Annotated in this window: 25 protein-coding genes and 3 pseudogenes; 19 read left to right on the plus strand and 9 right to left on the minus strand. The window is 43.8% G+C overall.

Features of this window, described 5'->3' with window-relative positions; all coding sequences use genetic code 11:
- Positions 1-81: 81 nt before the first annotated feature.
- Entirely contained in the window at positions 82-1,257 is a 1,176-nt protein-coding gene (gene yfkAB, locus M3212_RS16910) for a radical SAM/CxCxxxxC motif protein YfkAB (protein WP_251195154.1), read from the minus strand.
- Positions 1,258-1,443: 186 nt separating this feature from the next.
- Between yfkAB (M3212_RS16910) and M3212_RS16915 the strand changes: the two genes are divergently transcribed.
- Entirely contained in the window at positions 1,444-2,985 is a 1,542-nt protein-coding gene (locus M3212_RS16915) for a recombinase family protein (protein ID WP_251195155.1), read from the plus strand.
- 135 nt (positions 2,986-3,120) lie between these two features.
- Here the strand turns inward: M3212_RS16915 and M3212_RS16920 are convergent.
- Positions 3,121-4,206: pseudogene (locus tag M3212_RS16920) on the minus strand (IS3 family transposase).
- Positions 4,207-4,320: 114 nt separating this feature from the next.
- Between M3212_RS16920 and M3212_RS16925 the strand changes: the two are divergent.
- Entirely contained in the window at positions 4,321-4,491 is a 171-nt protein-coding gene (locus M3212_RS16925; RefSeq protein WP_251195156.1) for a hypothetical protein, read from the plus strand.
- A gap of 55 nt (positions 4,492-4,546) precedes the next feature.
- Here the strand turns inward: M3212_RS16925 and yfkAB (M3212_RS16930) are convergent.
- Positions 4,547-5,203: pseudogene (gene yfkAB, locus M3212_RS16930) on the minus strand (radical SAM/CxCxxxxC motif protein YfkAB); the annotation flags it as partial.
- A 168-nt stretch (positions 5,204-5,371) separates the two neighbouring features.
- On the opposite strand from yfkAB (M3212_RS16930), the gene M3212_RS16935 reads away from it, so the two are divergent.
- The 6 genes from M3212_RS16935 to M3212_RS16960 all read left to right on the plus strand — a co-directional run bounded on the left by M3212_RS16935 (position 5,372) and on the right by M3212_RS16960 (position 10,862).
- Positions 5,372-5,560 carry an SE1561 family protein gene (locus tag M3212_RS16935; RefSeq protein ID WP_251195157.1) on the plus strand — a complete coding sequence of 63 codons (189 nt, stop codon included), beginning with the start codon at positions 5,372-5,374 and terminating at the stop codon, positions 5,558-5,560.
- A 14-nt stretch (positions 5,561-5,574) separates the two neighbouring features.
- Positions 5,575-6,213 carry a histidine phosphatase family protein gene (locus M3212_RS16940; RefSeq protein ID WP_251195158.1) on the plus strand — a complete coding sequence of 213 codons (639 nt, stop codon included), beginning with the start codon at positions 5,575-5,577 and terminating at the stop codon, positions 6,211-6,213.
- Positions 6,214-6,388: 175 nt separating this feature from the next.
- Complete coding sequence (locus M3212_RS16945; protein ID WP_251195159.1) at positions 6,389-7,933, plus strand: fumarate hydratase; 1,545 nt, start codon at positions 6,389-6,391, stop codon at positions 7,931-7,933.
- Positions 7,934-8,306: 373 nt separating this feature from the next.
- Entirely contained in the window at positions 8,307-8,843 is a 537-nt protein-coding gene (locus tag M3212_RS16950; RefSeq protein ID WP_251195160.1) for a hypothetical protein, read from the plus strand.
- A gap of 63 nt (positions 8,844-8,906) precedes the next feature.
- Positions 8,907-9,713, plus strand: a complete 807-nt coding sequence (pdaA, locus tag M3212_RS16955) for a delta-lactam-biosynthetic de-N-acetylase (RefSeq protein ID WP_251195161.1) — start codon at positions 8,907-8,909, stop codon at positions 9,711-9,713.
- A 111-nt stretch (positions 9,714-9,824) separates the two neighbouring features.
- A complete protein-coding gene (locus M3212_RS16960) occupies positions 9,825-10,862 on the plus strand; it encodes an LLM class flavin-dependent oxidoreductase (protein ID WP_251195162.1) in 1,038 nt (345 codons plus the stop codon).
- Positions 10,863-11,107: 245 nt separating this feature from the next.
- On the opposite strand, the gene M3212_RS16965 is transcribed toward M3212_RS16960, so the two are convergent.
- The gene (locus tag M3212_RS16965) at positions 11,108-12,319 is read right to left on the minus strand and encodes an MFS transporter (protein WP_251195163.1); all 1,212 of its coding nucleotides are present in this window, start codon (positions 12,317-12,319) and stop codon (positions 11,108-11,110) included.
- 156 nt (positions 12,320-12,475) lie between these two features.
- Between M3212_RS16965 and M3212_RS16970 the strand changes: the two are divergent.
- Positions 12,476-12,562 (plus strand): annotated as a pseudogene (locus M3212_RS16970) (D-mannonate oxidoreductase); the annotation flags it as partial.
- 112 nt (positions 12,563-12,674) lie between these two features.
- Here M3212_RS16970 and M3212_RS16975 read toward each other — a convergent pair.
- Positions 12,675-13,037: a GAF domain-containing protein gene (locus M3212_RS16975; RefSeq protein WP_251195164.1), complete on the minus strand. Its 363-nt coding sequence runs from the start codon at positions 13,035-13,037 to the stop codon at positions 12,675-12,677.
- 135 nt (positions 13,038-13,172) lie between these two features.
- On the opposite strand from M3212_RS16975, the gene rlmD reads away from it, so the two are divergent.
- Positions 13,173-14,573 carry a 23S rRNA (uracil(1939)-C(5))-methyltransferase RlmD gene (gene rlmD, locus M3212_RS16980; protein WP_251195165.1) on the plus strand — a complete coding sequence of 467 codons (1,401 nt, stop codon included), beginning with the start codon at positions 13,173-13,175 and terminating at the stop codon, positions 14,571-14,573.
- Between the two features lie 67 nt (positions 14,574-14,640).
- Positions 14,641-14,949 carry a calcium-binding protein gene (locus tag M3212_RS16985; protein ID WP_349774201.1) on the plus strand — a complete coding sequence of 103 codons (309 nt, stop codon included), beginning with the start codon at positions 14,641-14,643 and terminating at the stop codon, positions 14,947-14,949.
- A 286-nt stretch (positions 14,950-15,235) separates the two neighbouring features.
- Here the strand turns inward: M3212_RS16985 and M3212_RS16990 are convergent, their stop codons facing one another.
- Positions 15,236-16,672 carry a DDE-type integrase/transposase/recombinase gene (locus tag M3212_RS16990; protein WP_251195167.1) on the minus strand — a complete coding sequence of 479 codons (1,437 nt, stop codon included), beginning with the start codon at positions 16,670-16,672 and terminating at the stop codon, positions 15,236-15,238.
- Between the two features lie 81 nt (positions 16,673-16,753).
- On the opposite strand from M3212_RS16990, the gene M3212_RS16995 reads away from it, so the two are divergent.
- Entirely contained in the window at positions 16,754-17,230 is a 477-nt protein-coding gene (locus M3212_RS16995; RefSeq protein WP_251195189.1) for a nitroreductase family protein, read from the plus strand.
- A 24-nt stretch (positions 17,231-17,254) separates the two neighbouring features.
- Positions 17,255-17,902 (plus strand): 5,6-dimethylbenzimidazole synthase, encoded by a 648-nt coding sequence (gene bluB / locus M3212_RS17000; RefSeq protein WP_251195168.1) that lies wholly within the window; start codon positions 17,255-17,257, stop codon positions 17,900-17,902.
- Positions 17,903-18,214: 312 nt separating this feature from the next.
- Here bluB and M3212_RS17005 read toward each other — a convergent pair whose 3' ends face one another.
- The 3 genes from M3212_RS17005 to M3212_RS17015 form a co-directional block, all read right to left on the minus strand.
- The gene (locus M3212_RS17005) at positions 18,215-19,480 is read right to left on the minus strand and encodes a methyl-accepting chemotaxis protein (RefSeq protein ID WP_251195169.1); all 1,266 of its coding nucleotides are present in this window, start codon (positions 19,478-19,480) and stop codon (positions 18,215-18,217) included.
- A gap of 30 nt (positions 19,481-19,510) precedes the next feature.
- Positions 19,511-20,032, minus strand: a complete 522-nt coding sequence (locus M3212_RS17010; RefSeq protein ID WP_349774203.1) for an EAL domain-containing protein — start codon at positions 20,030-20,032, stop codon at positions 19,511-19,513.
- Positions 20,033-20,657: 625 nt separating this feature from the next.
- A complete protein-coding gene (locus M3212_RS17015) occupies positions 20,658-21,926 on the minus strand; it encodes an IS1380 family transposase (RefSeq protein WP_251195171.1) in 1,269 nt (422 codons plus the stop codon).
- A 159-nt stretch (positions 21,927-22,085) separates the two neighbouring features.
- Between M3212_RS17015 and M3212_RS17020 the strand changes: the two genes are divergently transcribed.
- The 6 genes from M3212_RS17020 to fosM all read left to right on the plus strand — a co-directional run bounded on the left by M3212_RS17020 (position 22,086) and on the right by fosM (position 26,080).
- Entirely contained in the window at positions 22,086-22,649 is a 564-nt protein-coding gene (locus M3212_RS17020; protein ID WP_251195172.1) for a hypothetical protein, read from the plus strand.
- A 234-nt stretch (positions 22,650-22,883) separates the two neighbouring features.
- The gene (locus tag M3212_RS17025) at positions 22,884-23,213 is read left to right on the plus strand and encodes a PadR family transcriptional regulator (protein ID WP_251195173.1); all 330 of its coding nucleotides are present in this window, start codon (positions 22,884-22,886) and stop codon (positions 23,211-23,213) included.
- Entirely contained in the window at positions 23,213-23,884 is a 672-nt protein-coding gene (locus tag M3212_RS17030; RefSeq protein ID WP_251195190.1) for a DUF1129 family protein, read from the plus strand. The genes M3212_RS17025 and M3212_RS17030 overlap by 1 nt, the downstream gene beginning before the upstream one ends.
- Before the next feature lie 202 nt (positions 23,885-24,086).
- Entirely contained in the window at positions 24,087-24,425 is a 339-nt protein-coding gene (locus M3212_RS17035; RefSeq protein WP_251195174.1) for a hypothetical protein, read from the plus strand.
- Between the two features lie 259 nt (positions 24,426-24,684).
- Positions 24,685-25,653, plus strand: a complete 969-nt coding sequence (locus M3212_RS17040; protein WP_251195175.1) for an arsenic resistance protein — start codon at positions 24,685-24,687, stop codon at positions 25,651-25,653.
- A 4-nt stretch (positions 25,654-25,657) separates the two neighbouring features.
- Positions 25,658-26,080 carry a FosM family fosfomycin resistance protein gene (gene fosM / locus M3212_RS17045; RefSeq protein WP_251195176.1) on the plus strand — a complete coding sequence of 141 codons (423 nt, stop codon included), beginning with the start codon at positions 25,658-25,660 and terminating at the stop codon, positions 26,078-26,080.
- Positions 26,081-26,110: the final 30 nt, after the last annotated feature.

The following is a 26,110-nucleotide window of genomic DNA, read 5'->3' on the forward strand; positions in this document are numbered from 1 at the left end:
AAGCAAGAGCATTACTGAAAATACTGGGATGAACTTTTTCCATTCATACAAAAGCTCCGATCTCGCTTCGGCCATAATCCTTTATAGATTCGTCTTCTTTTTTGTAAAGTCAACGTCCTGGTAATAGGCGTTTTTGACAAGGAGATTGGGGCCGAGACATTGTACGCTTGGGCAATGACAATGTAAGGAGGCAGCCACGGTGGAACGGTTCCACGTTTCAAAGGCCTCCGGCAAGGATGTCGTGCGGATATCACCCAATGGCGGCGTATCGCCGAAATCAGTCACGATGATCTTGCCGTCAAAAATATTAATGTTTAAGCGTGAACGCCCATCGGGATCGTTGCGTACGGTCACATTCTCTTCGGCATAGAGCCTCTTTTGTAAAGCGAGATCTTCTTCATTCATGCTGCACGGATAAAATGGCAATGTGCCGAACAGCATCCACACCTCTTTGGCACGAACGTCGAGCAAACGCTGGATTCCGGCGCGGATTTCAGCGAGACTGGCGACCTCAAGCTGACTGGCGAAGTCACTTGGAACATCTTGCGACTTCGCAGGAGCATTCATACCAACAAATCCACTATCATACATAGGGTGAATTTCATGCCTTTTACAGCCCATTTCCTCAACTACCTGCTTATGAATTTTTTCTAAGTGGGGTAATGTATTTTTATTAATCATTGTCTCAGCAGATACTAATACTCCCATTTCAGATAAAGCCTTAGAGTTAACAATCATCTTGTCAAATAATGCTTTTCTTTGTTCTCTAGTGGGCTTTCTTTCCATCATAGCAAAGCCAGTATCTATAAACTCATCCTCTGTACCCCAGTTATGAGATATGTGTAGTACATCTAAGTATGGTGCTATTAGCCTGTATCTATCTAGGTCTAAGGTTAAGTTAGAATTTATCTGAGTGTATATGCCTCTCTCATGAGCATATTTCAATAATGGTAATACATAATTATCTACTGACTTTAAGGACATCATAGGTTCTCCCCCTGTGATGCTCATTGTTCTCAGGGTAGGTACTTCCTCTAATCTTTGCAGTAATAACTCTAAAGGAAGTGCTTTAGGGTCTTTATGTGAAAGAGTGTGTCCTACAGCACAGTGTCTGCATCTCATATTACAGAGGTTAGTGGTAGTAAACTCTATGCTAGACAGAGTAGGCTTACCATGTTGCTTTACATCTAAATAAGCCTCCCAAGCATCAGTGTCAGGTGTCTGTTTACTTTTGGTAATAGTTTTATATTGTTCCATTTACATTCTCCTATCTTATTACTACTTTATCATTATGAGTAATCAGGGTAACATATGTCAATGTAGCAAAGCTCATTGAGCCATTGAATGTATAACATCTTGTGTCTAAATGAATACCTGCTATAATAAGGTCTGTGAGAGAAATAGGGTCTACATAAAGCAAGTAAAGGGGAGATTTCAGCATAAATGGTAACAGTCAATGCAGGAAAAAAACTAGTAGCAATCTATGTTAGAAAATCAAGGTTGAAGGATGCAGATGCGCTAGAGATAAGTAGACAACTAGAGTTACTAACTGACTATGCAGATAAGAACAATATGGAGTATGAGATATTTTCTGAGGAAGGTAGCTCAGAGGATTGGGATGGTAGACCTGAACTACAGAGGATGATGATGGAGCTAAGGAGAAACATCTATGATGGAGTCTTAGTTACAGACCAAGATAGATTGACTAGAGACATAACAGATTTTGGTCTTTTTGTAAGGTTTATGAAAAATGAGGGCTTAATGTTATTCACTCTTAATAAGACATACAACTTTATGAATGATGATGACATCTTTACATCAGGAATACAGTCTGAGATGGATAATCACTTTATGAGGATGACAAAGAGAAAGCTCAGGAGAGGAAGAATACAAGCAATTAAAAAGGGAGTTTACTTTGGGATAGCTCCTTATGGATATACAAAAAATGAGCAAAAGCATCTACTTCCTCATCCTGAGGAGTCTAAAGTAGTACAGGACATCTTTAACATGTATGTTCATGAGGGAATGAACATGACTGAAATACAAGAACAGTTAGAGCTGAGGGGCATTAAGAACAGGAAAGGAAAGTCTATAAATGTCAGGGCTTTGTCAATTATCTTAGACAATGTAGCTTACAGAGGGGTAGTACATTATGAGCTTACAGGTGAGGATGTTATTACTGTAGAGGAGGCTCATCCTGCCCTAGTAGATGCTGAGACATTCAATAAGGCTCAGGTATTAAGAGTTGAGAGAAGGAAAGTCCCTCAGAGTCAGCAAAAAGGACTTTATACGTTATCTAAGCTGATTGTCTGCTCTAAATGTAAGCAGACATTATCCTTTTGTATGAAATATGGTAACAGAGAGGGCAGAGCTAAGTTAGACAAGTCCAGTAGACATCTATACTTACTAAACTGCTATGCCTCTAAAGGTGCTAGGGCTAAGGCTGAGATGAAAGGTCTAGAAAGATGCTCAAACAATGGCATTAAGATAAGCAGATTACAGGAGGCAATACTAAACAAGCTCAGGGAGCATCTAACAGAGATAGATGCAGAGATAGAGGCTGTTCTTTCAGGTAGTAATGACATCATTAGTAAGGTAGCTCAAAAACAGCAGGAGCTTACATTACAATACAATCAATTAGATAAGCAGAAAAAGAATGTACAGGATGGCTTTAAAATGGGCATTTATGAGGCTGAGGAGGCTCAGGCTGAGATTAGAACAATTAAAGAGGCTCAGTTAAGCATTGAGCAGGAGCTTAAAAACTTAGAGGGAGCAGATGCTAAAAGTGAGGTAGAGAAACAGAAAAAGCTTAAAGCTAAGATAGAGCTTTTATTGTCTATGGAGCATACAGTAAATGAGTCTAATGAGACCTCTATGAGAGCTAACAAGTTACTACATGATGTTATTGATAAGGTTTGGTACTGGAAAGAAAAGAATGATGTAGGTGGAGAGAAGCCTTTTGAGATTTCAATAGAGTACAAATAAGGGGGAGCATCATGAGCAGGACTGTAGGATATATGAGAATTAGTACAACTAATGAGTCACAGACTTTCTCTAGACAGGAGGCTCAGCTACTGGAACAGAGAGCAGTGGAATGTCAACACTAAACTGAACAATTTCCTAAAGGTGTATCAACTTGTATTCAGTAGGGGTTAAATAATCTAATGATCCATGGATTCGGATATTATTAAACCAATGAACGTAATCAAAAAGTTCAAGGTCAAGTTCGTGTTGGTTAGAGAAAACCGCACCACGAACGAACTCTGTTTTTATGGGCTTAAAAGTGGCTTCTGCTATGGCATTGTCATAGGGCGTTCCTTTCTCACTCAATGAACGTTCAATCCCAAAGGTTTCTAAAGCCTGGTCAATAAGTTTGTTCTTAAACTCACTTCCTCGATCTGTATGGAATAACTGAAGCAAAGGCACGTTGAACTAACTCAGCACTTTTATGAGGACCAGCGCTGTAGCCGATAATTTCACGATTATATAAATCTACTAAAACGCATATATAATGCCATCTTTGTTGAACGCGCACATACGTTAAATCACTTACAATCACTTTAAGTTCTTGATCTTGATTAAATTCTCGATTCAGGGTATTCCCTACTTCCGATTCGTTACATGATGATTAAGAGGGCTTAAATTGAGCAACAGTATACTTCGAAACAAGTCCTTGATCTTTCATAATCCGGCCGATACGACGTCTGGAAACTGTCCAACCTCTCTTTTTAAGTTCAATCTTAATCTTTCTTTGGCCATAGTTATCGCGACTTTTCTTAAAAATATCGATGATCATTTCGGTTAATTTTTCATTCTGATCATCTCGAATTTTTGCTTCATAATAGTACGTACTTCGGGCAATTTGTAGGTCGGCGCACATTGCTGATACCGAGTATTTGTGGCGGTTGTTCCGGATCACATCTACTTTCGTCCCATGATCAGCGCGGCTTGCTTTAAAATATCATTCTCCATTGCAAGCTTTTGGTTTTCTTTTCGCAGCCGAATCAGTTCTTCCTGTTCTAGTGTACGGTTGTCTTTTTCTTCAAACGAACCGCTGTCCTGGTGCTGCCGAACCCATTTATCAAAGGCAGAAGGCGTTAGCTCGTATTCTTTGATAATTTCAGCTCTTGGCTTACCAGAAGCGTGCAAATGAACGATTTGTTCTTTGAATTCTTTAGAAAAACTTCTTCTCACTCGTTTGGTCATTTTTAAATCTCCTCGGCTCTTATTTGAACCAAGTGTAACTGACCTTAACTAACTTGTCCAACTAAGTGTAACCTATCCAGGGCAAAACAATTAAACAACAGGGAGAGGTACAGTATGAATAAGGAGATTACAGATATAGAAAAGCCATATAGTAAGATAGCTGAAATGTTGGGTAGACCTCAGCCAAATCCTGAGGATATTCATGTAAATGATAAAGGAATTATTATAATAGAAGTAGGTAGACCTAATATAAATAATTTAGTGAGGAATGCCCTGAGCCTGTAAGGTTTTAAGGCTTTTTTTATTTGTCTAATTAATGGAATGAAATATTAAACATACTATACATCAGATGAACCTCGTGACGCTGACAGCCCATTTCCACAATTTGCTCATGAATTTTTTCAATATGAGGCAAGGTTCGTTTATTGAGCATCGTTTCAGCGGAAACAAGCACCCCCTCGCTTGTCAGGGCCCTCGCATTGTCTACCATGCGATGAAACAGCTTCGCACGATGGGCGAAGCTCGGCTTTCTGTCCATCACGGCAAAGCCGATGTCGGCAAAATCATCAACGCTGCTATAATTGTGAGAAATATGAAGTACATCTAAATACGGGATAATCTTTTCATACCGCTTTAAATCGAGCGTTAAATTCGAATTGATTTGCGTCCGGGCGCCTCGTTCGCGGGCATATTTCAGCAGGGGAACGACGTATTGATCAACCGATTTCAGCGAAAGCATCGGCTCTCCGCCCGTGATGCTGAAGGCGCGTAAATGCGGGATTTCATCGAGACGGCTGATCAGCAAATCAAGCGGCAGCGGCTCGGCTTCCTTTGTCGTCAACGTATAGCCGACGGCGCAATGCTCGCAGCGCATATTGCATAAAGTGGTCGTCGTTATTTCAATATTCGTTAAGGTAAGCCGGCCAAATTCTTTCATATCCTGATAAGCTTCCCACGGATCATGGTTTGGGGTAATTGCCGGTAATGTATGAATCACAAAACATCGTACTCCTTTTTATTGTAGCTCCTATAACTAAAAAAACATCATGCCACTATCATACCGTATCGGCACGTGAAAATTCCACCCTGCAATCCGCATTGTTCAGAAGGAGGCAATCTGTTAAACTTTGAATACGATACTTGCAGTTTGAAGGAGAGAATCTATTTGGGCGGAGCAATTCACGATAAAAAAACACAATTACATTATTTACAAAATCGGTTTGATCTTGTTATGCAGATGCTGGAAACGATTGATCCTGACGAAGCGGGAGTGGAAGAGATTGACCGCCTGCTCGCGATCCTCGATGAGATTGAGCTGAAATGCAAGCAGTTCAGACATGATTGGTCTGAATAAGGAGCTGAATGGCAATGAATGTCTTTTTCATTCGTCACGGAGAGTCAATGGGGAACCGGCAGGGAAAGATTCAAGGTTCAATGGACTTTGAGCTGTCCGAGCTCGGTAGCAAACAGGCCCATCTGCTCGCCGTTTATTCCGAAAACTTAGCACTCGATTATCTTTACAGCAGCGATTTAACACGGGCCTATGATACGGCAAAAGCGATTGCCGCACACAATCGGCTTGACGTCAAAAGGTGGACAAAGGTGCGTGAAGTTCACTTAGGGCCGTTGCAGGGGCTGTCCCGTTCCGACATTTATGAACGCTTTCCGGAGACGAAGGAGCGTTCGATTTTGACCTCGGGACTGGACGGAACGGAAAGCGTTGAGCAGCTTACACAGCGCTGCCGCTTGGTCGTTGAACAGCTGCTGCTTGCCCATCAAAATGACAATGTAGGGATCGTCTCGCATGGCGGATTTATTAGCATTTTGCTGACCTATTTGTTAGCGGGAGAGCAGTGGCCGTCTCTGCACCGGGCATTCCAGATTGGCAATACGAGCATCACCCATGTGGAGTGGACAAAGGAACAGAAGCCGCTGATCCACTATACGAATCAGACGGTTCATCTCTCCTCGTTACTGGAACCAAGCACTAAAATCGGCTTGCTATAGGAAGGGCAGACCGGACTTGGGTAAAAGGTAAAAACAATCTTTTATCCAAGCCTTATGCCAACTCTTTCCTCGCGATAATCATGCTACTTTTTCCTTTCGGAATGTTTCGACTAGCATTATAATAGGAGAGGATGAATGTGACTAAGGAGATTACATAGAGGAAAGGGAGAGGAAAATGCAAAAGCTACAAGAAAGCATGTACCAATTGATTGTCGAAACGTCTACCAACCTGCCCAATGATGTCCGGCGTGCTATCGTGAAGGCCAAGCAGCAGGAAAACGCAGGGACGCGTGCGGCGTTATCGCTTTCTACGATTACAGAGAATATTGAAATGGCGGATGATAAAATTTCGCCGATTTGTCAGGATACGGGAATGCCGACCTTTAAAATTAAAACGCCGATCGGAGTCAATCAGCTTGAAGTGAAACGGGCAATTCATGCAGCGATGGAGCAGGCGACGGCGGATGGAAAGCTTCGCCCTAATTCCGTTGATTCGTTGACAGGCAAAAATTCAGGTAACAATCTCGGTGAAGGAACGCCGGTCATTTACTTTGAACAATGGGAAAAGGACTATATCGACGCGCGCTTGATTTTGAAAGGCGGCGGCTGTGAGAATAAAAACATTCAATATAGCCTGCCAGCTGAGCTTGAAGGACTTGGACGGGCAGGACGCGATCTTGATGGTATCCGCAAATGCATTATGCATTCTGTCTATCAGGCACAGGGCCAGGGATGCAGCGCGGGCTTTATCGGCGTCGGCATCGGTGGAGACCGGACTTCCAGTTATTCGCTGGCGAAGGAGCAGCTGTTCCGCACCGTGGATGACGTCAATCCGAACGAAGATCTGCGCAAGCTGGAGGATTATGTGATGGAACATGCCAATGAGCTTGGCATTGGAACGATGGGCTTCGGCGGGGAAGCGACACTGCTCGGCTGTAAAATCGGAGCGATGAATCGTCTGCCGGCCAGCTTCTTTGTTTCCGTTGCCTATAATTGCTGGGCATACCGCCGTTTGGGCATTGTCATTGATCAGGAAACAGGCGGAATTAAGGAATGGCTTTACAAGGACGGAGAGACCGTTGACTTGAATGCCGCATCGAAGGAAGTGGCAGTTGCGGCCGAGGAGAAGAGCGAGGTCCGTGAGGTAGTGCTGGAAGCGCCGATTACGGAAGAGAAGATCCGTGAGCTTAAAGTCGGAGATGTCGTCATTATCAATGGCATGATTCACACAGGCCGTGATGCGATCCATCACCACTTGATCGATCATGATGCGCCAATTGATTTGGACGGTCAGATCATTTACCACTGTGGTCCGGTTATGCTGAAGGATGACAAGGGTGAGTGGCATGTGAAAGCGGCCGGTCCGACAACAAGTATCCGTGAGGAGCCGTATCAAGGCGATATTATGAAGAAGTTCGGCATCCGTGCTGTCATCGGTAAAGGCGGGATGGGGCCAAAAACGCTGAAAGCGCTTGAGGAGCACGGAGGTGTTTATTTAAACGCGATCGGCGGCGCGGCGCAATATTATGCCGACTGTATTAAGAAGGTGCACGGCGTTGACCTGATGGAATTCGGTATTCCGGAAGCGATGTGGCACCTCGAAGTAGAAGGATTTGCGGCGATTGTCACGATGGATTCGCATGGTAACAGCCTGCATGCTGATGTCGCCAAAACATCGCTTGAAAAGCTGGAGCAATTTAAAGAGCCAGTGTTTAAATAAGCAGCAGAAAACAATTGCAGGGATGTCTCGAAAGGCCGACGGCTGGTCCTTTTGCGGCATCCCTTTTTCATAAGGAGGGGTAATAGTGGATTATCGCGACTACCAAAGGAGGCAGGCAAAGGCGCTTAAATGGGCAGAGCATTTTATGCTTGGAGCGGCCCTTCTTTAGCTTTTCTATGGTGCTTTAACGGGCTTTGCCACTTTTTTTGCGGGAAGAGGGGGGCAGGCTCTCCTTTACTTCGTTTTTATCCTGATCATCTGCTACAGCTTTTCCTCCTGGTTTTCGCATTTAGCGAACCGGGACATCAAACCGGTTAGGCTTGACAGTGAGGAAACGCTTCTTACAGCTGGACGCCTTCTGTTTACATCAGATATGCATTGGCTGCGGCGCTTTCATTTCTTTTCGTTGGATGGCAAGCGTGTCGCCTATGTTGAAGAGGAAGTCTCCTTTCTCCGGCTTTGGAGCGGGCTTTTCCGTTTGATCGGGTTGAGGATGCTGCTTCCTGTAAGAATGACGTTTCAGATTGATCAAGATCGTCGATTGATGCTGCTGAAAAAAGCGGGAATGTCAGCGCCGTTCGTTCTGCTTGATGAGGCTGGAGAAGAAATCGGTTATTTCACCCATGATTGGCGGGCTCTTTCGCGCTTTGACGTTCAGCTCCATCAGCGTGGAGTCCAGATTGCGACATTAAGCGGCGGGCTCGGCGCCATGGAATTTAAGGTAATGGACAAGGAATCACAGCAGCAATTGCTTTTTGTCAGGACAGGCGGAGTTCCGACCGAAGCAATGGAATTATTTTCAAATGGGGCCGATATTATTGATCTCGATCCAGCTATGAGTGAACAGCGGCGTCTGCTGGCGCTTGGCTCATTGGTCGCGTTATACACGTATTATCAGATTAGACGTTGAGCCATACATAAACCATTTCCGCAAGTGCCACACTAACAAAAAAATGAGGGAGATTGATACATCATGCCGAGAAAAATCATCGTTCTTCTTTTCCTCATGCTGGCGTTCGTGTGCGCAACGAGCATCGAGCCGGCGCTCGCTTATAGCAACAAAACGTATAACTGGAGCTATAAGCCGGAAAAAGACAACAAACCGGTCACAACCGAACCTGTTTTTGAAAAATTGCTGGAGGATACAAATGGCGTCTTTATCGGCGATACGACGAAAAAAGAGCTCTATTTGACATTCGATAATGGCTATGAAAACGGCTATACCGAAAAGGTGCTTGACGTGTTGCAGGAAAAGCAGGTGCCGGCGACTTTTTTTGTGACGGGGCATTATTTGGAAACCGCGCCGGAGCTGGTCCAGCGTATGGTGGCTGAAGGTCATATCGTCGGGAATCATTCCTGGCATCACCCGAGCCTGCCAAGCGTCGGCGATGGACGTTTGATTGACGAGCTGCAAAAAGTGAAGGAGGCTTTCGCGGAGCTGACAGGTGTGAAAGAAATGAATTATTTACGGCCGCCACGGGGGGAATTTAGTGAGCGGACGTTAGCATTGTCGGAAAAAATCGGCTATACGAATGTATTTTGGTCAATGGCCTACAAGGATTGGGAAGTCGACAAGCAAAAGGGCGGCCAGTATGCCTACGATCAAATTATGAAACGGATTCATCCCGGCGCGATCATGCTGATTCATTCGGTCTCAAGCGATAATGCCGAAGCGCTGCCGAGCGTGATTGATGAGGCGAGGGAACTTGGCTATGAATTCAAAAGTCTTGACGACCTGATGCTTAGCAAGCAGCTGCAGCAGTTCCCCTTTCCGCAATAAAAAGAGATATCGTTGGCAACATCCGGCAAAATGTGATACATGTAAAACAAGATAAGATCACGATACTGTTGCTTTGCTCAAAAAGTGAACAGGGAGTTGGAGGAGCGTTTCATGGAAATAGGGATCAGTACATTTGTTGAAACAACACCAGATGTGAACACGGGAAAAACAATTAGTCATGCCGAGCGCATACGGGAAGTTGTCGAGGAAATCGTCCTCGCCGATCAGGTCGGTCTTGATGTATTTGGCGTCGGCGAGCATCATCGCGAGGATTTTGCCGCTTCTAATCCAGCGGTCATCCTGTCTGCCGCTGCTTCGCAAACAAAGCGGATCCGTTTGACGAGCGCGGTCACCGTCCTTTCATCGGATGACCCTGTTCGCGTCTTTCAGGAATTTGCCACGCTCGACGCAATTTCAAACGGACGGGCGGAAATTATGGCGGGACGGGGATCCTTCATCGAGTCGTTTCCGCTCTTCGGCTACGATTTGCACGACTATAATGAGCTGTTTGACGAAAAACTGGATCTTCTGCTGCAAATCCGTCAATCGGAGAAAGTCACATGGCAGGGCAAGCATCGTCCGGCGATCCGCAATTTAGGCGTCTATCCGCGCCCGGTGCAGGATCCGCTGCCTGTCTGGATTGGAAGCGGCGGCAATCCTGAGTCGGTCGTCCGCGCCGGTACACTTGGCCTGCCGCTCGTGCTGGCGATCATCGGCGGCCGCCCGCTTCAATTCGCGCCGCTCGTTCAGCTCTATAAGCAAGCTGCCGCAGAAGCGGGTCATGATCCGGAGAAGCTGACCGTCGCTTCTCACTCCCATGGCTTCATTGCCGAGGATCGGGAAGAAGCGGCTGACGCTTTTTTCCCGTCAACGCAGCTGGTGATGAACAAGCTGGGCAAAGAGCGGGGCTGGGGCCACTATGGCCGGGCGAGCTTCGATGCTGCCCGCAGTCTGGAAGGAGCTTTGTATGTTGGCGATCCGGACACCGTCGCCGAGAAAATCATTCACCTCCGCAAGAACGTCGGCATCACCCGCTTTATGCTCCATGTTCCTGTCGGCTCGATGCCGCATGAGCAGGTCATGAAAGCAATTGAACTGCTCGGCACGAAAGTCGCACCAAAAGTGCGGGAGGAAGTGGAGGGGCTGTAGTGGCTCCGTTCTATTCAAAGAGGCTGTGACAAAAGGTTGTTTTTTTACCTTTTTGTCACAGCCTTTAAGCAATGAGCGGAACCGCCACGATCTTTTAAAGCCCGTTGTGAGTGGGTTTCTCACAACGGGCTTGTGGCGTGTGAAGCCATTGCCAGTAGGTCCAAAGCTAGTTTTGTCTCAAGCTCGTTTTTTGAGATGTAAATCAATTCGTACTTTTTGTTCCTAATTTCCCCCATAGCGATCTTTTAAGAAATTTTCCCCTTGCCTCTAAATTCCCCTGCATAATAAATCAATGCAATCACCGGCAAGGTCAGACCAATCAGTAAGGCCGTTTCCCAGCCGCCGCGGGCATAGGCCCATCCGCCAACCGCGGATCCGAGCGCACCGCCGGCAAAGAAAATTGCCATAAAAATCCCATTAAGTCGGCTGCGAATCTCGCCGCTCAGTGAAAAGATCGCACGCTGTCCGAGAACCAAATTCGCTGAAACCCCCATGTCGAGCAAAATAGCCGTTGCCACTAACGTAATCAGCGCGAACATTGAACCGCCTTGGATAACGAGCGGTAGAATGAGGGAAATGATCACCAGCGCGAGCGCAACTCCGGTCGCAGGGCGAATCCATCCTCGGTCGGCAAGACGACCGGCAATAGGCGCGGCAAGCGCTCCGGATACACCAAGCAAGGCGTACAGCGCAACGCCCTGGTGGGAGAATGAAAAGACAGGCCCAGTCAATAATAAAGGAACTGTTGTCCAGAACAGGCTGAACGTTCCGAATAAACAAGCGTGATACATCGCCCTACGCCGCAGAACCGGTGTGGTCTTTAACAGATAAAACATCGAGCTGAGCAGCTGCGGATACTTCGTTGTCGTGACTGGTTTCCTTACTGGCAGTGTCCGAATCAGAATAACGGCCAACACGAGAATGGCTGCGGCCGAGAAATAATAGACGGAGCGCCAGCCCAAATATTCCGCCATCATACTAGAGACAGGGCGGGCAAGCATGATGCCGAGCAGCAGCCCGCTCATCACGTTCCCAACGTTACGGCCGCGCGTCGCTTCTGGTGATAGGTGGGCGGCGTATGGCATGAGCATCTGCGCGGCGACCGATCCAATTCCAATAAAGAGAGAGACAGCGAGAAAAGGAATTGCGCTTTTGACAACTCCCGCCACCGCCAGCGCAATTGTTGTGAAGAACAATAGTCCGGCAACAAGCTTCCGGTTTTCAATCATATCGCCCAAAGGAACGAGCAGCAATAAACCGATGCCGTAGCCGATTTGGGTCAGCGTGACGATCAGGCCTGCCGCCTCGGAAGATAATCCGAGCGAGGCGCTGATCGGGCCGACTAGTGGCTGCGAATAATAAATATTGGCGACGATTAAGCCGCATGCGGTGGCAATAATGAAGATGATCCGCGCTGAAACAGCAGGCTCTCTTGCCTGCTCGTTGATTGCAACCATGGTCAAGCTCCTTTACTAGAGAAAAAGTTGTTCAGAATCCGCTGGCAAATACTTTTACCGCCCGACGCCAGCTCCCTTCTTTTCCGATAAATAACAGTATAATCGTTTCAGTATGATCAGTCTAATTATTTTGATTAATTAAAAAAAGAGAATCCCTGGTTGGCCGATGAGAATATGTCCGGCTTCGTCACTGGCATTACCGTCCCGGTAGACGGCGGTTTTTTAGCGTATTCCGGTGTATAGTGGTCAACGACAAAGACCCGATAAAGGAGCAGGCTTCCGGGCCGGTGCTCGGTTTTATCGGGTCTTTTTTTATAGGCGTGAACGGATAAAGTCTTGTGGGGGCGTTCTTATGTTAATTGGAACAACTCTCTTGGCCGATCGCAGCGGCAATTGTTTCAAGAGTGCTGACGTCTGTGACGTCAAAAGCGATTGGCTGGCGGCTGCGGACGACCATCATCCCGATCTCTTCTTCGGATGAATTGGTAATCGGGAACTTCAGCTCTCCATTACATTCCCATTTTAAGTCATCTTCCAAGTCGGAGGCAGCCACAAGCTTATGGTCAAGGTTTTCATACATATAAATCCCGACCCAATCTATGTACGGAACTTGTTCAACTAAACTTTCCACTGTTTTTTCAAAAATGGAGTTGAGGCTGGCGCGTTTGTAGACGTGAGCCATAATTTGCAAGGATGCAACATCTGTAGGTATTGACAACGGTAATCTCTCCTCTGCTTTCGATTCCTCTCCTATTTTAGCAGACAACGACCTTCTTTCGGTCTAGTAAGTTTAGGAAGTTGGAAAACGATGTGCTATAATGGGTGCGCATAAACTTGGACGGAGATGAGAGCAATGACGAACAAAGCATCAAAGCAGGAACAACCAGTAAAAATCGAAGTGGGACAACGGTTTCCCCTCACAATAAAGCGGCTTGGCATCAACGGCGAGGGTGTCGGTTATTTTAAAAAACGGGTCGTTTTTGTCCCCGGTGCGCTGCCAGGCGAGGAGGTCGTGGCGGAAGTGACGAAAGTGCAGCCGCGCTTTGCCGAAGCGAAGGTCAAGAAGCTGCGCAAATCATCGCCGGACCGGGTTGCTCCTCCGTGCCCGATTTACGACTCCTGTGGCGGCTGTCAGCTTCAGCACATGGCCTACCCGGCAACATTGCGTGAAAAGCGTGACATCGTGAAGCAGGCATTTGAACGTTATACGCGACTGAAGCCGGAAGAATTAAATGTGAAAGAAACGATCGGCATGGATGATCCGTGGCACTATCGTAATAAAAGCCAGCTGCAAGTTGGCAAACATAATGAAAAGGTCCTTGCCGGCCTGTACGGAATGAATTCGCATCAGCTGATTGATCTGAGCGACTGTATGGTCCAGCATCCGGCGACAAACAAGGTCACCGAGCAGGTCAAACAAATCCTGGAGGACTTGCATATTCCAATTTATAATGAGAAAAAACGAAAAGGAATCGTGCGGACAATCGTCACCCGTGTCGGCTTTGCGACAGGGCACATCCAGCTCGTGCTGATCACGACGCAGAAGGAGCTGCCAAAGCAAAAGCTGCTGCTCGATGAAATCACACGGCGCATCCCTGAAGTAACCTCGATTCTGCAAAACATCAATGGTCAGAAAACGTCGCTGATTTTCGGCGAGGAGACCGTCCATCTTGCCGGGGAGCAAGTCATTCAGGAAACGTTGGGCGATGTCTCCTTCGAGCTGTCAGCCCGGGCGTTTTTCCAGCTGAACCCCGAACAAACGGTCAAGCTGTACGACGAAGCAAAGAAAGCAGCTCAACTAAGCGGTACAGAAAAGGTCGTGGACGCCTACTGCGGTGTCGGCACGATCGGAATGTGGCTTGCCAAGGATGCCGGGGAAATCCGCGGCATGGATGTCATCGCCGATTCCATCGACAATGCCAACAGGAACGCCGAGAAAAACGGCCTCACCAACGCCCATTATGTCGTCGGCAAAGCCGAAAAATGGCTGCCAAAATGGGTCAAGGAAGGCTGGAAACCGGACGTCATCGTCGTCGACCCGCCAAGAACCGGCTGCGACACCGCCTTGCTGAAAACGATCATCGAAGTCAAGCCAAAGCGGTTCGTCTACGTCTCCTGTAACCCATCAACGCTCGCCAAGGATATAAACGAACTGGTGAAGGCAGGATTTAAGGTTGAGTATGTGCAGCCGGTGGATATGTTTCCGCATACGAGTCATGTTGAGTGCGTGGTAGGGATATATCGTGAAGGATAACAGTTAAGGGAGAGACAGTTGTATGAAATGAGGGTTTACTGAAGAACAAGATAAAAGAATATCAAACGTGGTTAAGGATTTGGAAAGTGAGATAGAAATCATGGAAGAATGGCTAAGGTGTATTCAACAAGTGATTCAATTTCCTTTTTATACAAAAGTGACTGAGTGGCAGGATGATACGTCGATTGTTCAAGAAGGAGATTTATTAAAAGTACATGCAATAGGTGATATTGATGATAAGTATGGTATTATTGCAAATACAAGGTTTGGTAGGAAGAAGTTATATTTTCCATTATGTGAATTAGAAGCCATAGATTTAAGTGATATTGAGAAAAATGTCTTACAGGATTATGCAGTGTGGTTTGCTAATAAGTAATACTGTGATTGTAGATCCTGTTGAGTGTGTGGCGAGGATGGTAGTCTCAAAAGTGCTATGAAAAACTAGCACGGTTCATACTACCTACCATTTATTAGGTGGAAAGGCCGCGCTATCGCTCTTGACAAACACGCCAATGGTTTATTCAGAGGTCAATCAAGGGCGAAGGGAACAAAAGTAGGCATGCCAAATAACCCTTGACTTTTTCCATTTTAAACCATTGGCAAGTTCGGTTTGTCAAGAGTTCGCTTCGCCGATAGCTGAATAGGGCTCAGCTAAACAAAAGTTAGGCTGACTGTTGTTGTTGAATCCAGTCTTGAGCTAATCCAATAAGGGCTGTCCATCTCGCTGGCATGGTTGGTAGCTTTTCTAATTCTGGAATTGTTACTGGCACTTTACCTTCAAGTGAAGAATGTGGGCGCAAGAAGTTAAAGTAAGCCACAAACAATGTCACAAAAGAAACAGATCCCTGTTCAGAACCAAAGCCGTGCGTCGAACGATAATTCCCTTTAAACGTGCGATTTAGTCTCTCGATGATTTGCTTGAGAGGTCGATACTCTCTAGAGACATCGTCTTCATTTGTTAGCCCGATGACCTGTTTTACGTCAAACGATATGTGGTTCTCTGCGAAGAAATGCTGTGCCAACAAGTAAATAGGGTTACCATCTACTACAAATTGTAGGTTTTCTGGTATTTCTTTCAGTTTCACTAGTACTTCATCAATCGCTCGTATCGCTGTTGCGGTGTCGCGATTTGGTGATACTGGATACGAAAGAATGACTTTCTTGACCGCATCAAAAAAGAAGAACAGGTAATGCCAACGACCGTTGACCCGGATGTACGTTTCATCCCCACAGAATTGATCCGAGAGCTCATACGGAAAGTAGTCAATATAAGGCTTAAGCCATAACGCGACGCTGTTTTCGTAGTTTAGGATACTTTGATGGGAGACAGACACGCCGTGAATATCCTTCATGATCGCGGCCGTTTTACGGGCCGATAATCCGTAATTGACATGGTACGTCAAGATGAGCCCAAGTGTATGCGGTGAAACATACAATCTTGATAAATCGACTTTTGGCTGCTTTGGTGATTGTTTGGATAACGGTTGATAGTCGATGTGGAACTTCCGGTAAATGTAGCGTACTTTCAGCGATTGTGGATCTTCTTTAAATTGTTTTTTCTCTTTTTTGGTCATGGCGCTCAAGTTTTTTTGATAATAGGTACACATATCATTTTTGCACTTAAACACGTGAAAATCTTTTCGTTCTTTAATTTTTTCTAGCGTTTTAAGGCAGTGAGGACACTTAAGAATGGCCTCTTTCTGATAACGACTTTTTTTATTGAAAACACACGCACACACCTTACATTGATATTGTCCTTTTCCTCCGTTGTTTGCGTACAAATACGCAGAAGGAGCACCACACTTCGGACAACATAATGTAGACGGTACAGGTGTAGAATTGGCTCGACGACGTACTGGTTTTAACGGTTTTCCTTTGGATTGAAGGTATTCCGTTAATAAAAGCTGATAATCGAGCTTTTCTACCTTTTCAATGATAGGTAAATCATCAATTTGAAGCTTTCGATAAGGCTGATTAACAGGAGCTTCTTTTGGTTTATCGAACATGCTTTTTCCAATCAATAGAGTAAGCAAAGTTCGAATAATTTGTTCTTGATAGTTTATAAAAGTTAATAAATAGGTTATAATTTGAGGGTACAAATTGTCACTTCCTTTTCTGGAATTGGGTGTGTGGTAACCTCAATTATCTACAGAAATCAGGGAGTGGCAATTTTTTTGCTTATAAAGCCCTCTAACATAGGATTTAATAGCCTATTTTTATATAAAGTTTTGACAATACGTCAAGGGGAGGCGAAGGAAAGATATGAAGAGTTAGCCTTAGCATATTTACAAGAGCGTTTTCCAACGAAGCCTCATTTAATTGAAAGTTCAATTAAAGTTGTGACGAACACACCTGTGATGATCGCGGTGACGTCTGATATTGCCTCGAATGAAGCTGATTCAAAAGATAATGAATATGCGGTTTGTTGCGCGATTCATTCAATGTGGTTAGCTGCACAAGAATTAGATTTAGGATTTGTTTGGAGAACAAGAGGAGTCGGTCTTGTTCATGATCAGCGCCTGCACGATTTTATTGGCGCACCTGAAGGGAAGAAAACGGTTGGGATGATCTTTTTAGGTTATCCTGATGCCAAAGAACTAGAAGAAGCAAAGCCAAAAAAACGTACGCCATTTGTAGAAAAGACGGTCTGGCTTTAAGAAAAGAAGATCTGGAGGCAGCAAATGTTTACTCAAGAAGAAAAAGATGCCCTTTACAAGGTTATTTATAAAAGAAGAGATATCCGTACCTTTTTACCTGATCTAATTCCTGAAGAATCATTACACAATATTCTTAAAGCTGCTCATCATGCACCGTCTGTCGGCTTTATGCAGCCGTGGAACTTTATTATGGTGACATCAGACGAACTAAAGGAACGACTTGCTTGGGCAGCTGATAAAGAAAGAAGAGCACTTGCGATTCATTACGAAGATGACCAAGGAAAAGAAGAGCACTTTCTAAAATTAAAAATTCAAGGAATAAAAGAATCTCCGCTAACGATATGTGTCACTTGTGATCCGACTCGAGGAGGATCGCATGTCCTAGGGCGTAATTCAATTCCTGAAACGGACCAATTATCAACTGCTTGTGCAATCCAAAACATGTGGTTGGCTGCTTGTGTGGAAGGACTGGCAATGGGCTGGGTTAGCTTTTATAAAAAGCAAGATGTACGAGATATTCTAGAGATTCCTCCCCATATTGACCCAGTTGCTTTAATGACAGTTGGCTACACAGATCATTACCCAGATAAACCGATTCTTGAAACATCTAAGTGGGAAGAGAGAAAGAACTTAGATCATCTTTTATTTGAAAATAAATGGGGCTATAAGTGATGAGTATAGCCCCTTTTTTTATTGCGGCCCAAAAGGTCGAATCGATAATCAGTGCTGATGCGAGTAAATCAATGACCCACCACTTAACGACCTTTTTGACTGTTTGAAGTGGGGGTATCCTTGCCGATTTTAGATGGAAACCAAATGAATCATATGTATCCTGTTGCTTTTTTTAAAACACTTGCTTGATGTCATTTGAATGAAAATGCTCCTACATGCAAACTATTTAATGTGAATTGAATAGATCTGCCCTTATCAATACACGGTTTATGGGAAGAGGATAGATCGTTGCTATTTAATGACAAAAGGTCATTAAGCTCTCACTAAATCTTCTGTAAAGGAGCGCTTAAGTTCTTCAATATTTTCGTGAATTGTTTCGATATCTTTCAGTTGTTGCTCAATCGAGTGGCTTATATTAAGAAGGTGAGCTGTATTTTGTTCTGTATTTCGGGATTCTGCCTCCATGGCACTCGCAATTTCTTGACTTGCACTCGTAAGTTGGGTGAGGTCATCTGTCATAGCAGTGATTGCTGATGAATTTTTCAAAACCGATTGGATCATCGCTTCAAAACGTTCGTTCATTTTAAGAATTTGCTGTGAACTATCTTTTACTTCTTCAACCCGTTCTTCTGATTGAATCACAGAATTATCAACATCTTGCAAGATATAGTCAACATTCTCAGTGATTTGTTTTGTCGCTTCTACGGAGCGCTCAGCTAGTTTTCGCACCTCATTCGCAACGACTTCAAAGCCTCTCCCATGTTCTCCTGCACGTGCTGCTTCAATGGAAGCATTTAAGGCAAGTAGATTCGTTTGCTCTGAAATACCATTGATAAGGGCAACAATATCTTTGATTTTTCCAATCTGATTGGCTAGCTGAAGCATCGATTGTTTATTTTCATCTGCTCGTTTGGAAAGCTCCTCAATCGTTTTCGTGACTTCTATAATATCTTTCTTCCCTTCATTAGCTTCCTGACTCATGTCGTCAAAAGACGTGTTAAGTGCTATTAATTTATTGGACAAAGAATCCATTCCAGAACTTATTGATTCTGTAATACTAGTCGTTTCCTCATATGTACCTAGTTGAATCTCGGATTGAGAAGCGACTTGTTCAGAAGCATGATTCGTCTCATCGATATGTTTACGCAATGAATGAACTTTGTTTGATAATGTGATGGCTTGCTGTTCAACAGCATCAATTTGACGTTGTTGATTTGATTGAAAATCCTGAATGCTAGTAAAAAGTGAATTCATTTGATCTCCAAGGATAGCGATCTCATCATTGCCTTTCATATTCAAGCGCACATCGAGGTTTCCTTCTTCAAATTGAGCAATCGTTTTAGCCATTTTCTGTAATGGTTTTATGACAAGAATGTTTAGTAATAATGAAATGATAATGGTTGCTACAATGACATTCATGAAATTGCTAAGCCATACACCAACGATGCCTAAATCAATATCTGTTGCATTAATTGCCGATAAGATCATATTTGAAATCGTGGTGTTAAGAAGTAACACTAAAATTAGAGCACCGATAAAACGGATGCGTATTCCTGACCAAATGGTAGGTTTATTCATAAGCAATCATCCTCCGAAAAATAATCATTGTTATACAATTAGATTAGTAAACTCCTTTTCTGATAGCGGGCGGCTAAAATAGTAGCCTTGCATGACATCACACCCAATTGATTGAAGATAAGTGAGTTGTTTTTCATCCTCGACTCCTTCTGCATCGACTTTAAGGTTTAAGTTGTGACCTAGATCAATGACTGATTTTACAATCACTTTATCGAGAGCCTTTTCACTGACAAAACCTTTATCGATTTTTAGGTGATCAATCTGGAACTGTCTTAAATAACTTAAAGATGAATAACCTGTTCCAAAATCGTCAATTGAAATTTGAATACCAAGCTCTTTTAATCGATTAATCATTTGGCGAGCAGTTTGGATATTAGTCATTAAGATATTTTCAGTAATTTCAAGATTTAACAAAGAAGGTGGGAAATTAGTTTCTTCTAACGTTTTCTTTACAAAATTAATGAAATGCTCATCTTCTTCAATTGCATGATACAAATTTGTTTTAACTTTTAATCGATTAACATTTGATTCATTAAGATTTTTACAAAAGATGAGTTATAACAGCTGCTCTTTTTTTGCTTTTTTGAGTGCAGCATCAGTATTTTTAAGTAAAATATCCTTATTTGTTCCATCTTCTTGATAAGTAGCAATTCCTGTAGAAAAGGATAACATAAATTTGTAATTGCCGATTTAAAAATGCTCACCAACATGCTTCTTTAGTTTAGTGACAAAAGAAAATCTTTTTAATGATAAGGTATTATTTGTTTAATTGAATTTATCTTTGAATTCTTCTCGTGGCCTAGGACTTCAGATATACTTAGTATACTGTCTTTTTGTTCCACCTATTTAGTCTCCTTATCTGTCTAAAAAAAGTGTATTGCTTCTAGGTAATTAATTTTAGTCGATAATACCTAAACCTGCAATACCCTGAAAATAAACTTTCAAAACATTAAAGTCCTAGATTATTCATAAGACCATCACAATCGAATGAAAGCTACCACAATGTGTAGAAATCAACTACTTCTAAAGAATGTATTGCGTTTTTGACTTGGATATAGGGCAGAAATTAATCTTTTGACTTATAGAACGCTTCTTAGATGACCGTTTGAACGGAAAAAAGGCAGACTTATCCCTTTGTACGTAACGCAATTTCAAAAATTTAGGATGTCATAGGATGTTAGGCTTGGATCATCCGGAGCGTCTTGAAGAATTCCTCTTGGTAGACAAAGGATTTCGATAGCTTCAAATGAAGATATCGACCAGATTTTGTCAGTTTCGCTCCTGTTTTGATCATCAAGCTTCTAAACGTTCCCATTCGGTACGATTTGATGGCAGGAGAAAAGAACAGGTTTTTCGTAGCGATATGCAAGTTATACGCAACAAGGGCCGTCATCATTCTTGCGCAGTTGGCCGTATAATCATGGCTGCTAGTATATTTACAACCGAAATCATTTTTGGCTTCCTTAATAAACAGTTCCATTTCTCCGCGTTTTTTGTAAAGACGGAAGACCGTTTTTGGGTCAGCAGTTAGGTCTGTTACGATAAAAGTATGGGTAAAGAGAAGTTCGGTTGCTTGTCTTTCATACCGAACGACTACTCTTCTTGGACGATCCCAGGAGCCTGCCTGATAATCAAACTCATCATAATGAACCTCCTCGGATTCAGAGGAAAAAGAGGGAGCGGGGCTGATTTCCTCTGCCATAGCGTGAAGCTTGGCATTGGCTTTTAAACGAATGGCGTAACTCACTTCTTTGTCTTCGCATGTTTCATACAGGGATGGAATGGCAAATCCACTATCGCCGCGAACGAGTATATCCATATGCGGAAGCTTATTCAAGTAGCTGTCAATGATGTCGCTTACCATGTCTTCCGCCCCTTTGGATGTATATTGTTCACCAGGGCGATTGACCGCAGAAAGACACATGCCTGTCATACAATCGAACGCCATTAAAGGGTGAAATCCAGTTGTCTTGTAATGGGTATTAAACGCGCTATTTTCCTGATTTCCATAGGTTTGGAAATACATGGAATCGACATCGATGGTGAGCTGATGTTGATCTAATCGTTTGTGAGTGTCGATACTTGATTGCAGGAGGAAATCATTCATTTGGTCGATGTTTTCGGGTGTAAAAGCTCCATATGTTCGTGACACAGTTGGTTGGCTAGCCAAGTAATCCTTTTCTGTAACCTGAGTAAAGACCGGATCGTCCACAAGACGTTTCGCAGCGTAATCACGATGGTACCCTGCTAGATGTTGAAAGACTAGTTGTTCAACAACAGATGGGTAGGTATGGTCTGGTAAATGACGCTCATCTTGAATATGAAGGGTGTCATGAAGAGATTGAAAATAACCGATTTTATGTGCAGACTCTTTATAAAGAATCAGTCCTCCATCCGACGTGATTCTTTCATGAGATAGACCAATTTTTTTGTACTCTTTTTTCACTTTTTAGGTGAAAGGTACCAGTAGAGAGAACACTTGGTACGTATTCGTTTGGGAGAATTTTGGATTTTTTGGTGAATAATCTAGGTATAAGTATAAACAGGAAGAAAAAAGAATTGATTTGAAGAACTGAATGATAAAAATATGAAAGGAATGAACGAAGTGAGTGATGAACTGCTAAAGCAAATTCTCACTGCAGTAAATGAGTTAAAAGAGCAACAATTGAGTACAGACCAAAGTATAAGCGCAGTTTGGGAAGAAATAAAAGGGTTAAAAGAGCAACAATTGAGTACAGGCCAAAGTATAAGCGCAGTTTGGGAAGAAATAAAAGGGTTAAAAGATCAGCAATTGAATTCAGACCAAAATGTAAGTGCAATGCGTGAGGAAATGAAAGGGTTAAAAGATCAGCAATTGAATTCAGACCAAAATGTAAGTGCACTGCGTGAGGAAATGAAAGGATTCAAAGATCAGCAATTGAATTCAGATCAAAATGTAAGTGCAATGCGTGAGGAAATAAAAGAAGTAAAAGACGAACAAGAAAAAATGAGTAAGAAAGTGGATAAGATCGAGAAAACCTTGGATTACAACACGCAAATGACAGAAAAAACGCTGGAGTACGCCATGAATATCGATAAATACCAGCATGATCATGAATGGTATGTAACAAAAAAAGTCATGCAACATGACAAGGAAATTTTGCAGATTAAGGATAAATTAAAGATGTAGCCGTTTGGAATCCTGGACAAAAAAGTGTTTATCGACGAATGATTATCTTTATTCCAATTTACAAACGAAAAATTCTTGAAAAAAGAAACCTAATTTGATAGAGTAAAGATAAGCTATTTTGCAATGCAAGGTAGCTTTTCAAAGGCTGACTATATTGTTATACAAGATACTTGAGAGGGACGTATGTCCTTTCTCTTTGCGTCACTATATTGCAATGCAAGGTAGGTGAAGAGCTTGTCGGTACGAAGCCAATTGTTAAAAGGGATTCTCGAAGGATGTATTCTCGCTGTGATTTCAAAGGAAACGATATATGGCTATGAGCTTACGATGAAGCTTCATGCCTTGCGCATCGAAGTAAGTGAAGGCTCCATTTATCCTATTTTACTCCGGCTTCAAAAGGAAAAGCTGATTGTCGGCGAAATGAAGAAATCACCGAGTGGACCAAACCGTAAATATTACACATTGACGGAAAAAGGCGAGGAAGCGCTTCAGGATTTTAAAATGCATTGGATACAATTAAAAGGCCCCGTGGATAAACTGCTGGGAAAAGGAGACGAAGAGTGATGCGTGTGAAAGAGCTGATCGAAGAGAACAATCGAAAGCGCGAACTGCTAGACAAAGAAAATGAAAATTATTATGAGGGACTGCTGCTGTATATCCGAACGTCATTTAATAAATCGGAGCAGGAAACGGAAGAAATCTTAATGGAAGTGCTCGACCACCTCCTTGAAGCACAGGAAGAAGGGCGGACAGCCGAAGAAGTATTTGGAGATGATCCAAAGGCATACGCCGAGGAAATTGTCGGCGAGCTGCCAACAGCGATGCCGAAAGAGATCGTAAAGATACTTTCCATGATGGGCTTGATCTTTTTAGGCGTTTTCTCTTTTTCTACAGGGCTGTTGGCGACCATCCTCAGTTACGGCTTCGATATGGGGGACACGATTTATCAATTTTATTTAGGGAGCTTGGCCGTCAGGGTGGCTGGTTCGATTCTCGTCGCCTATCTTTTGGTTGAAGGGGCATTAAGGTATATCCGCTGGTCTGCTTTTCGGTCGATAAATAGAAAAAAAGAATTTATCCTCTTATTTTTGCTCGGTGGAGGAGCATCGGGGCTTGCCATAGCTGGCCTTTATCTTATGCCTTCGTTTGGTGTTCCTTTCGAATTTCCTGTTTACTGGCTAATCCCGATTGGAGTTGTCTTATACGGAGCTGGGAAATGGGTGGGGAAGAAGTGATGAAAACAAAATAATGAGGAAATCTAACCAGAGTCGATATGAAGCAAAGAATCAGGATCATCCTAGAAAACATGCAGGAAATCGGTATTTAACCTGTAACGATTGCCGGGAACCGGGAGTCGATGAATGAGCAGGAAAGCTGTGGAATTCAAGCGGATAATGCGGTAAGCTTCAAGAAAGAGAGTCGAAATGGAGGGGTATGATGAAGTCGTTTCTGTATTCCTTGCTGCTTTCAGCCGGGTCCTATGTCTTCCTTATTCTTTTGGCGGTGGTTACAGCAGGTCAGACCGGGTTTGTGCAAATGGCCGGGTTTATCGCAGCGGCTATTTTTTTCTTGTCAGCTGTTCCGTTTCATCGGGCGTTGTACCATGGGAGCAGGGGGGCAGAGCCGACGTATACAGCTTACGTGCCGCCTGATGAACATTTGCATGAGCGAATGGCGACACGGCACAAAGAACCGAAAAGCGCCGCAAGATCCATTTTGCTGTTTGCCGCGGCAAACACTTTGCTCATTACGATCATTCTAGCACTTATTTTTTAACGCTCATCTGCTCTTTCCAGGATTGCCCGGGACCTCAGTGAAGTGTTGCTGTCATCAAACGGCTGAAGCGAGGGTTTTCGCTGATGTGGCGCATCAGGGAGTGACCGGGCAGACAGGTGCCTATCAGTCTGGCAATATCTAAGGAAGTAACAGGGGATGTAGCTGATTCTGTAGCAGAAACGCCGGTTGCAGGAGGCTCGCCGCCATCAAGGCTCTGCTCAATTTCAACTGAACAGCGTGAAAGGAAGGAGGGGGCAAGATGAATCTCATTGAGAAGTGGTATTCGATGATTATTTTGACAGCGGTCATTGTTGGCTTGAGCCTCGGCCAATTCGAATCGATCAGCGCTCATGCCGAGCTGGTAATTATGCCGTTGCTGGTAGTGATGCTCTATGTGACTTTCTTGCAAATTCCGTTCCAGGACATCACGAAATCAGGTAAATACGTCACGTTTACTATAACGGCATTATTGATTAATTTTGTATGGACACCGCTGTTCGCTGCCGCTTTGGCGTTCGTATTTCTGGCTGATCACCCGGCGATCTTTATCGGCTTTATGATGCTGATGGTGACGCCGTGCACGGACTGGTACTTAATTTTTACCGGAATCGCGAAAGGAAATGTGGCGCTTTCGACAGCGATCCTTCCTTTAAATTTAATTGTGCAGGTTATTTTGCTGCCGGTCTATTTGCTCGTGTTCGGAGGCGCGACCGGTGTCATTGAGCTTTCGCTTTTCGTCGAAAGTGTCACTATCGTGTTAGTCATTCCATTTGTTTTAGCGTTATGCACAAAAGCTTTTCTAAGGCAGAAGCGTCAACTGGCAGATCAGCTGTTAGCAAGGGTCAGCACGCTGCCGATCGTGTTTCTCTGCCTGGCGATTGCGGCGATGTTTGCTTCGCAGGGAAGGGTGCTGCTGGCGAACCTCGATGTCTTATGGTACATGATCCTTCCGCTTTTCTGTTTCTTTTTCGTAAACTTCATCATTAGTCAAAAGGTCGGTCAGCTGATGAAGTTCTCCTATAAAGACCGGGCAAGCTTAAGCCTAACAACATTAGCGAGAAATTCCCCAATTGCACTGGCGATTGCGATGACGGCGTTTCCCGATGAACCATTAATCGCCTTAACGCTCGTAATTGGGCCGTTGCTCGAGCTGCCCGTTCTCGCTCTCGTGGCGCAGCTTTTGTTATCGCGAAGGAAAAACGAAGTAGAAAATGATTTTCTGAGGTGAGAGGATGTCGATCAAAGGAATCAATCATCTTTTGTTTTCTGTGTCTGATTTAGAAAAGTCGATTGAGTTTTATAAAAATGTCTTTGAGGCGAAATTACTGGTCAAGGGGAGAAGCACCGCCTATTTTGATTTGAACGGGATGTGGCTTGCTTTAAATGTTGAAAAAGATATTTCACGCAATGATATAAACGAATCGTACACCCATATTGCTTTTACAGTCGGTGAAGCAGAGATTGATTCTTTATACGAAAAGCTGGTAAAGCTCAATGTGACGATTTTGCCGGGGCGCCTGCGGGATGAAAGAGACAAGCGCTCGCTATATTTCACCGATCCGGATGGTCATAAATTTGAATTTCATACAGGGACGTTACAGGATCGCCTTGAATACTACAGACAGGTTAAACCGCATATGGAATTTTTCGATTGAATACGATGTAGGACAAAATCCAGGCTGCTA

The sequence above is a fragment of the Halalkalibacter oceani genome (genome assembly GCF_023715705.1).
Classification (GTDB): domain Bacteria; phylum Bacillota; class Bacilli; order Bacillales; family Bacillaceae_D; genus Halalkalibacter; species Halalkalibacter oceani_A.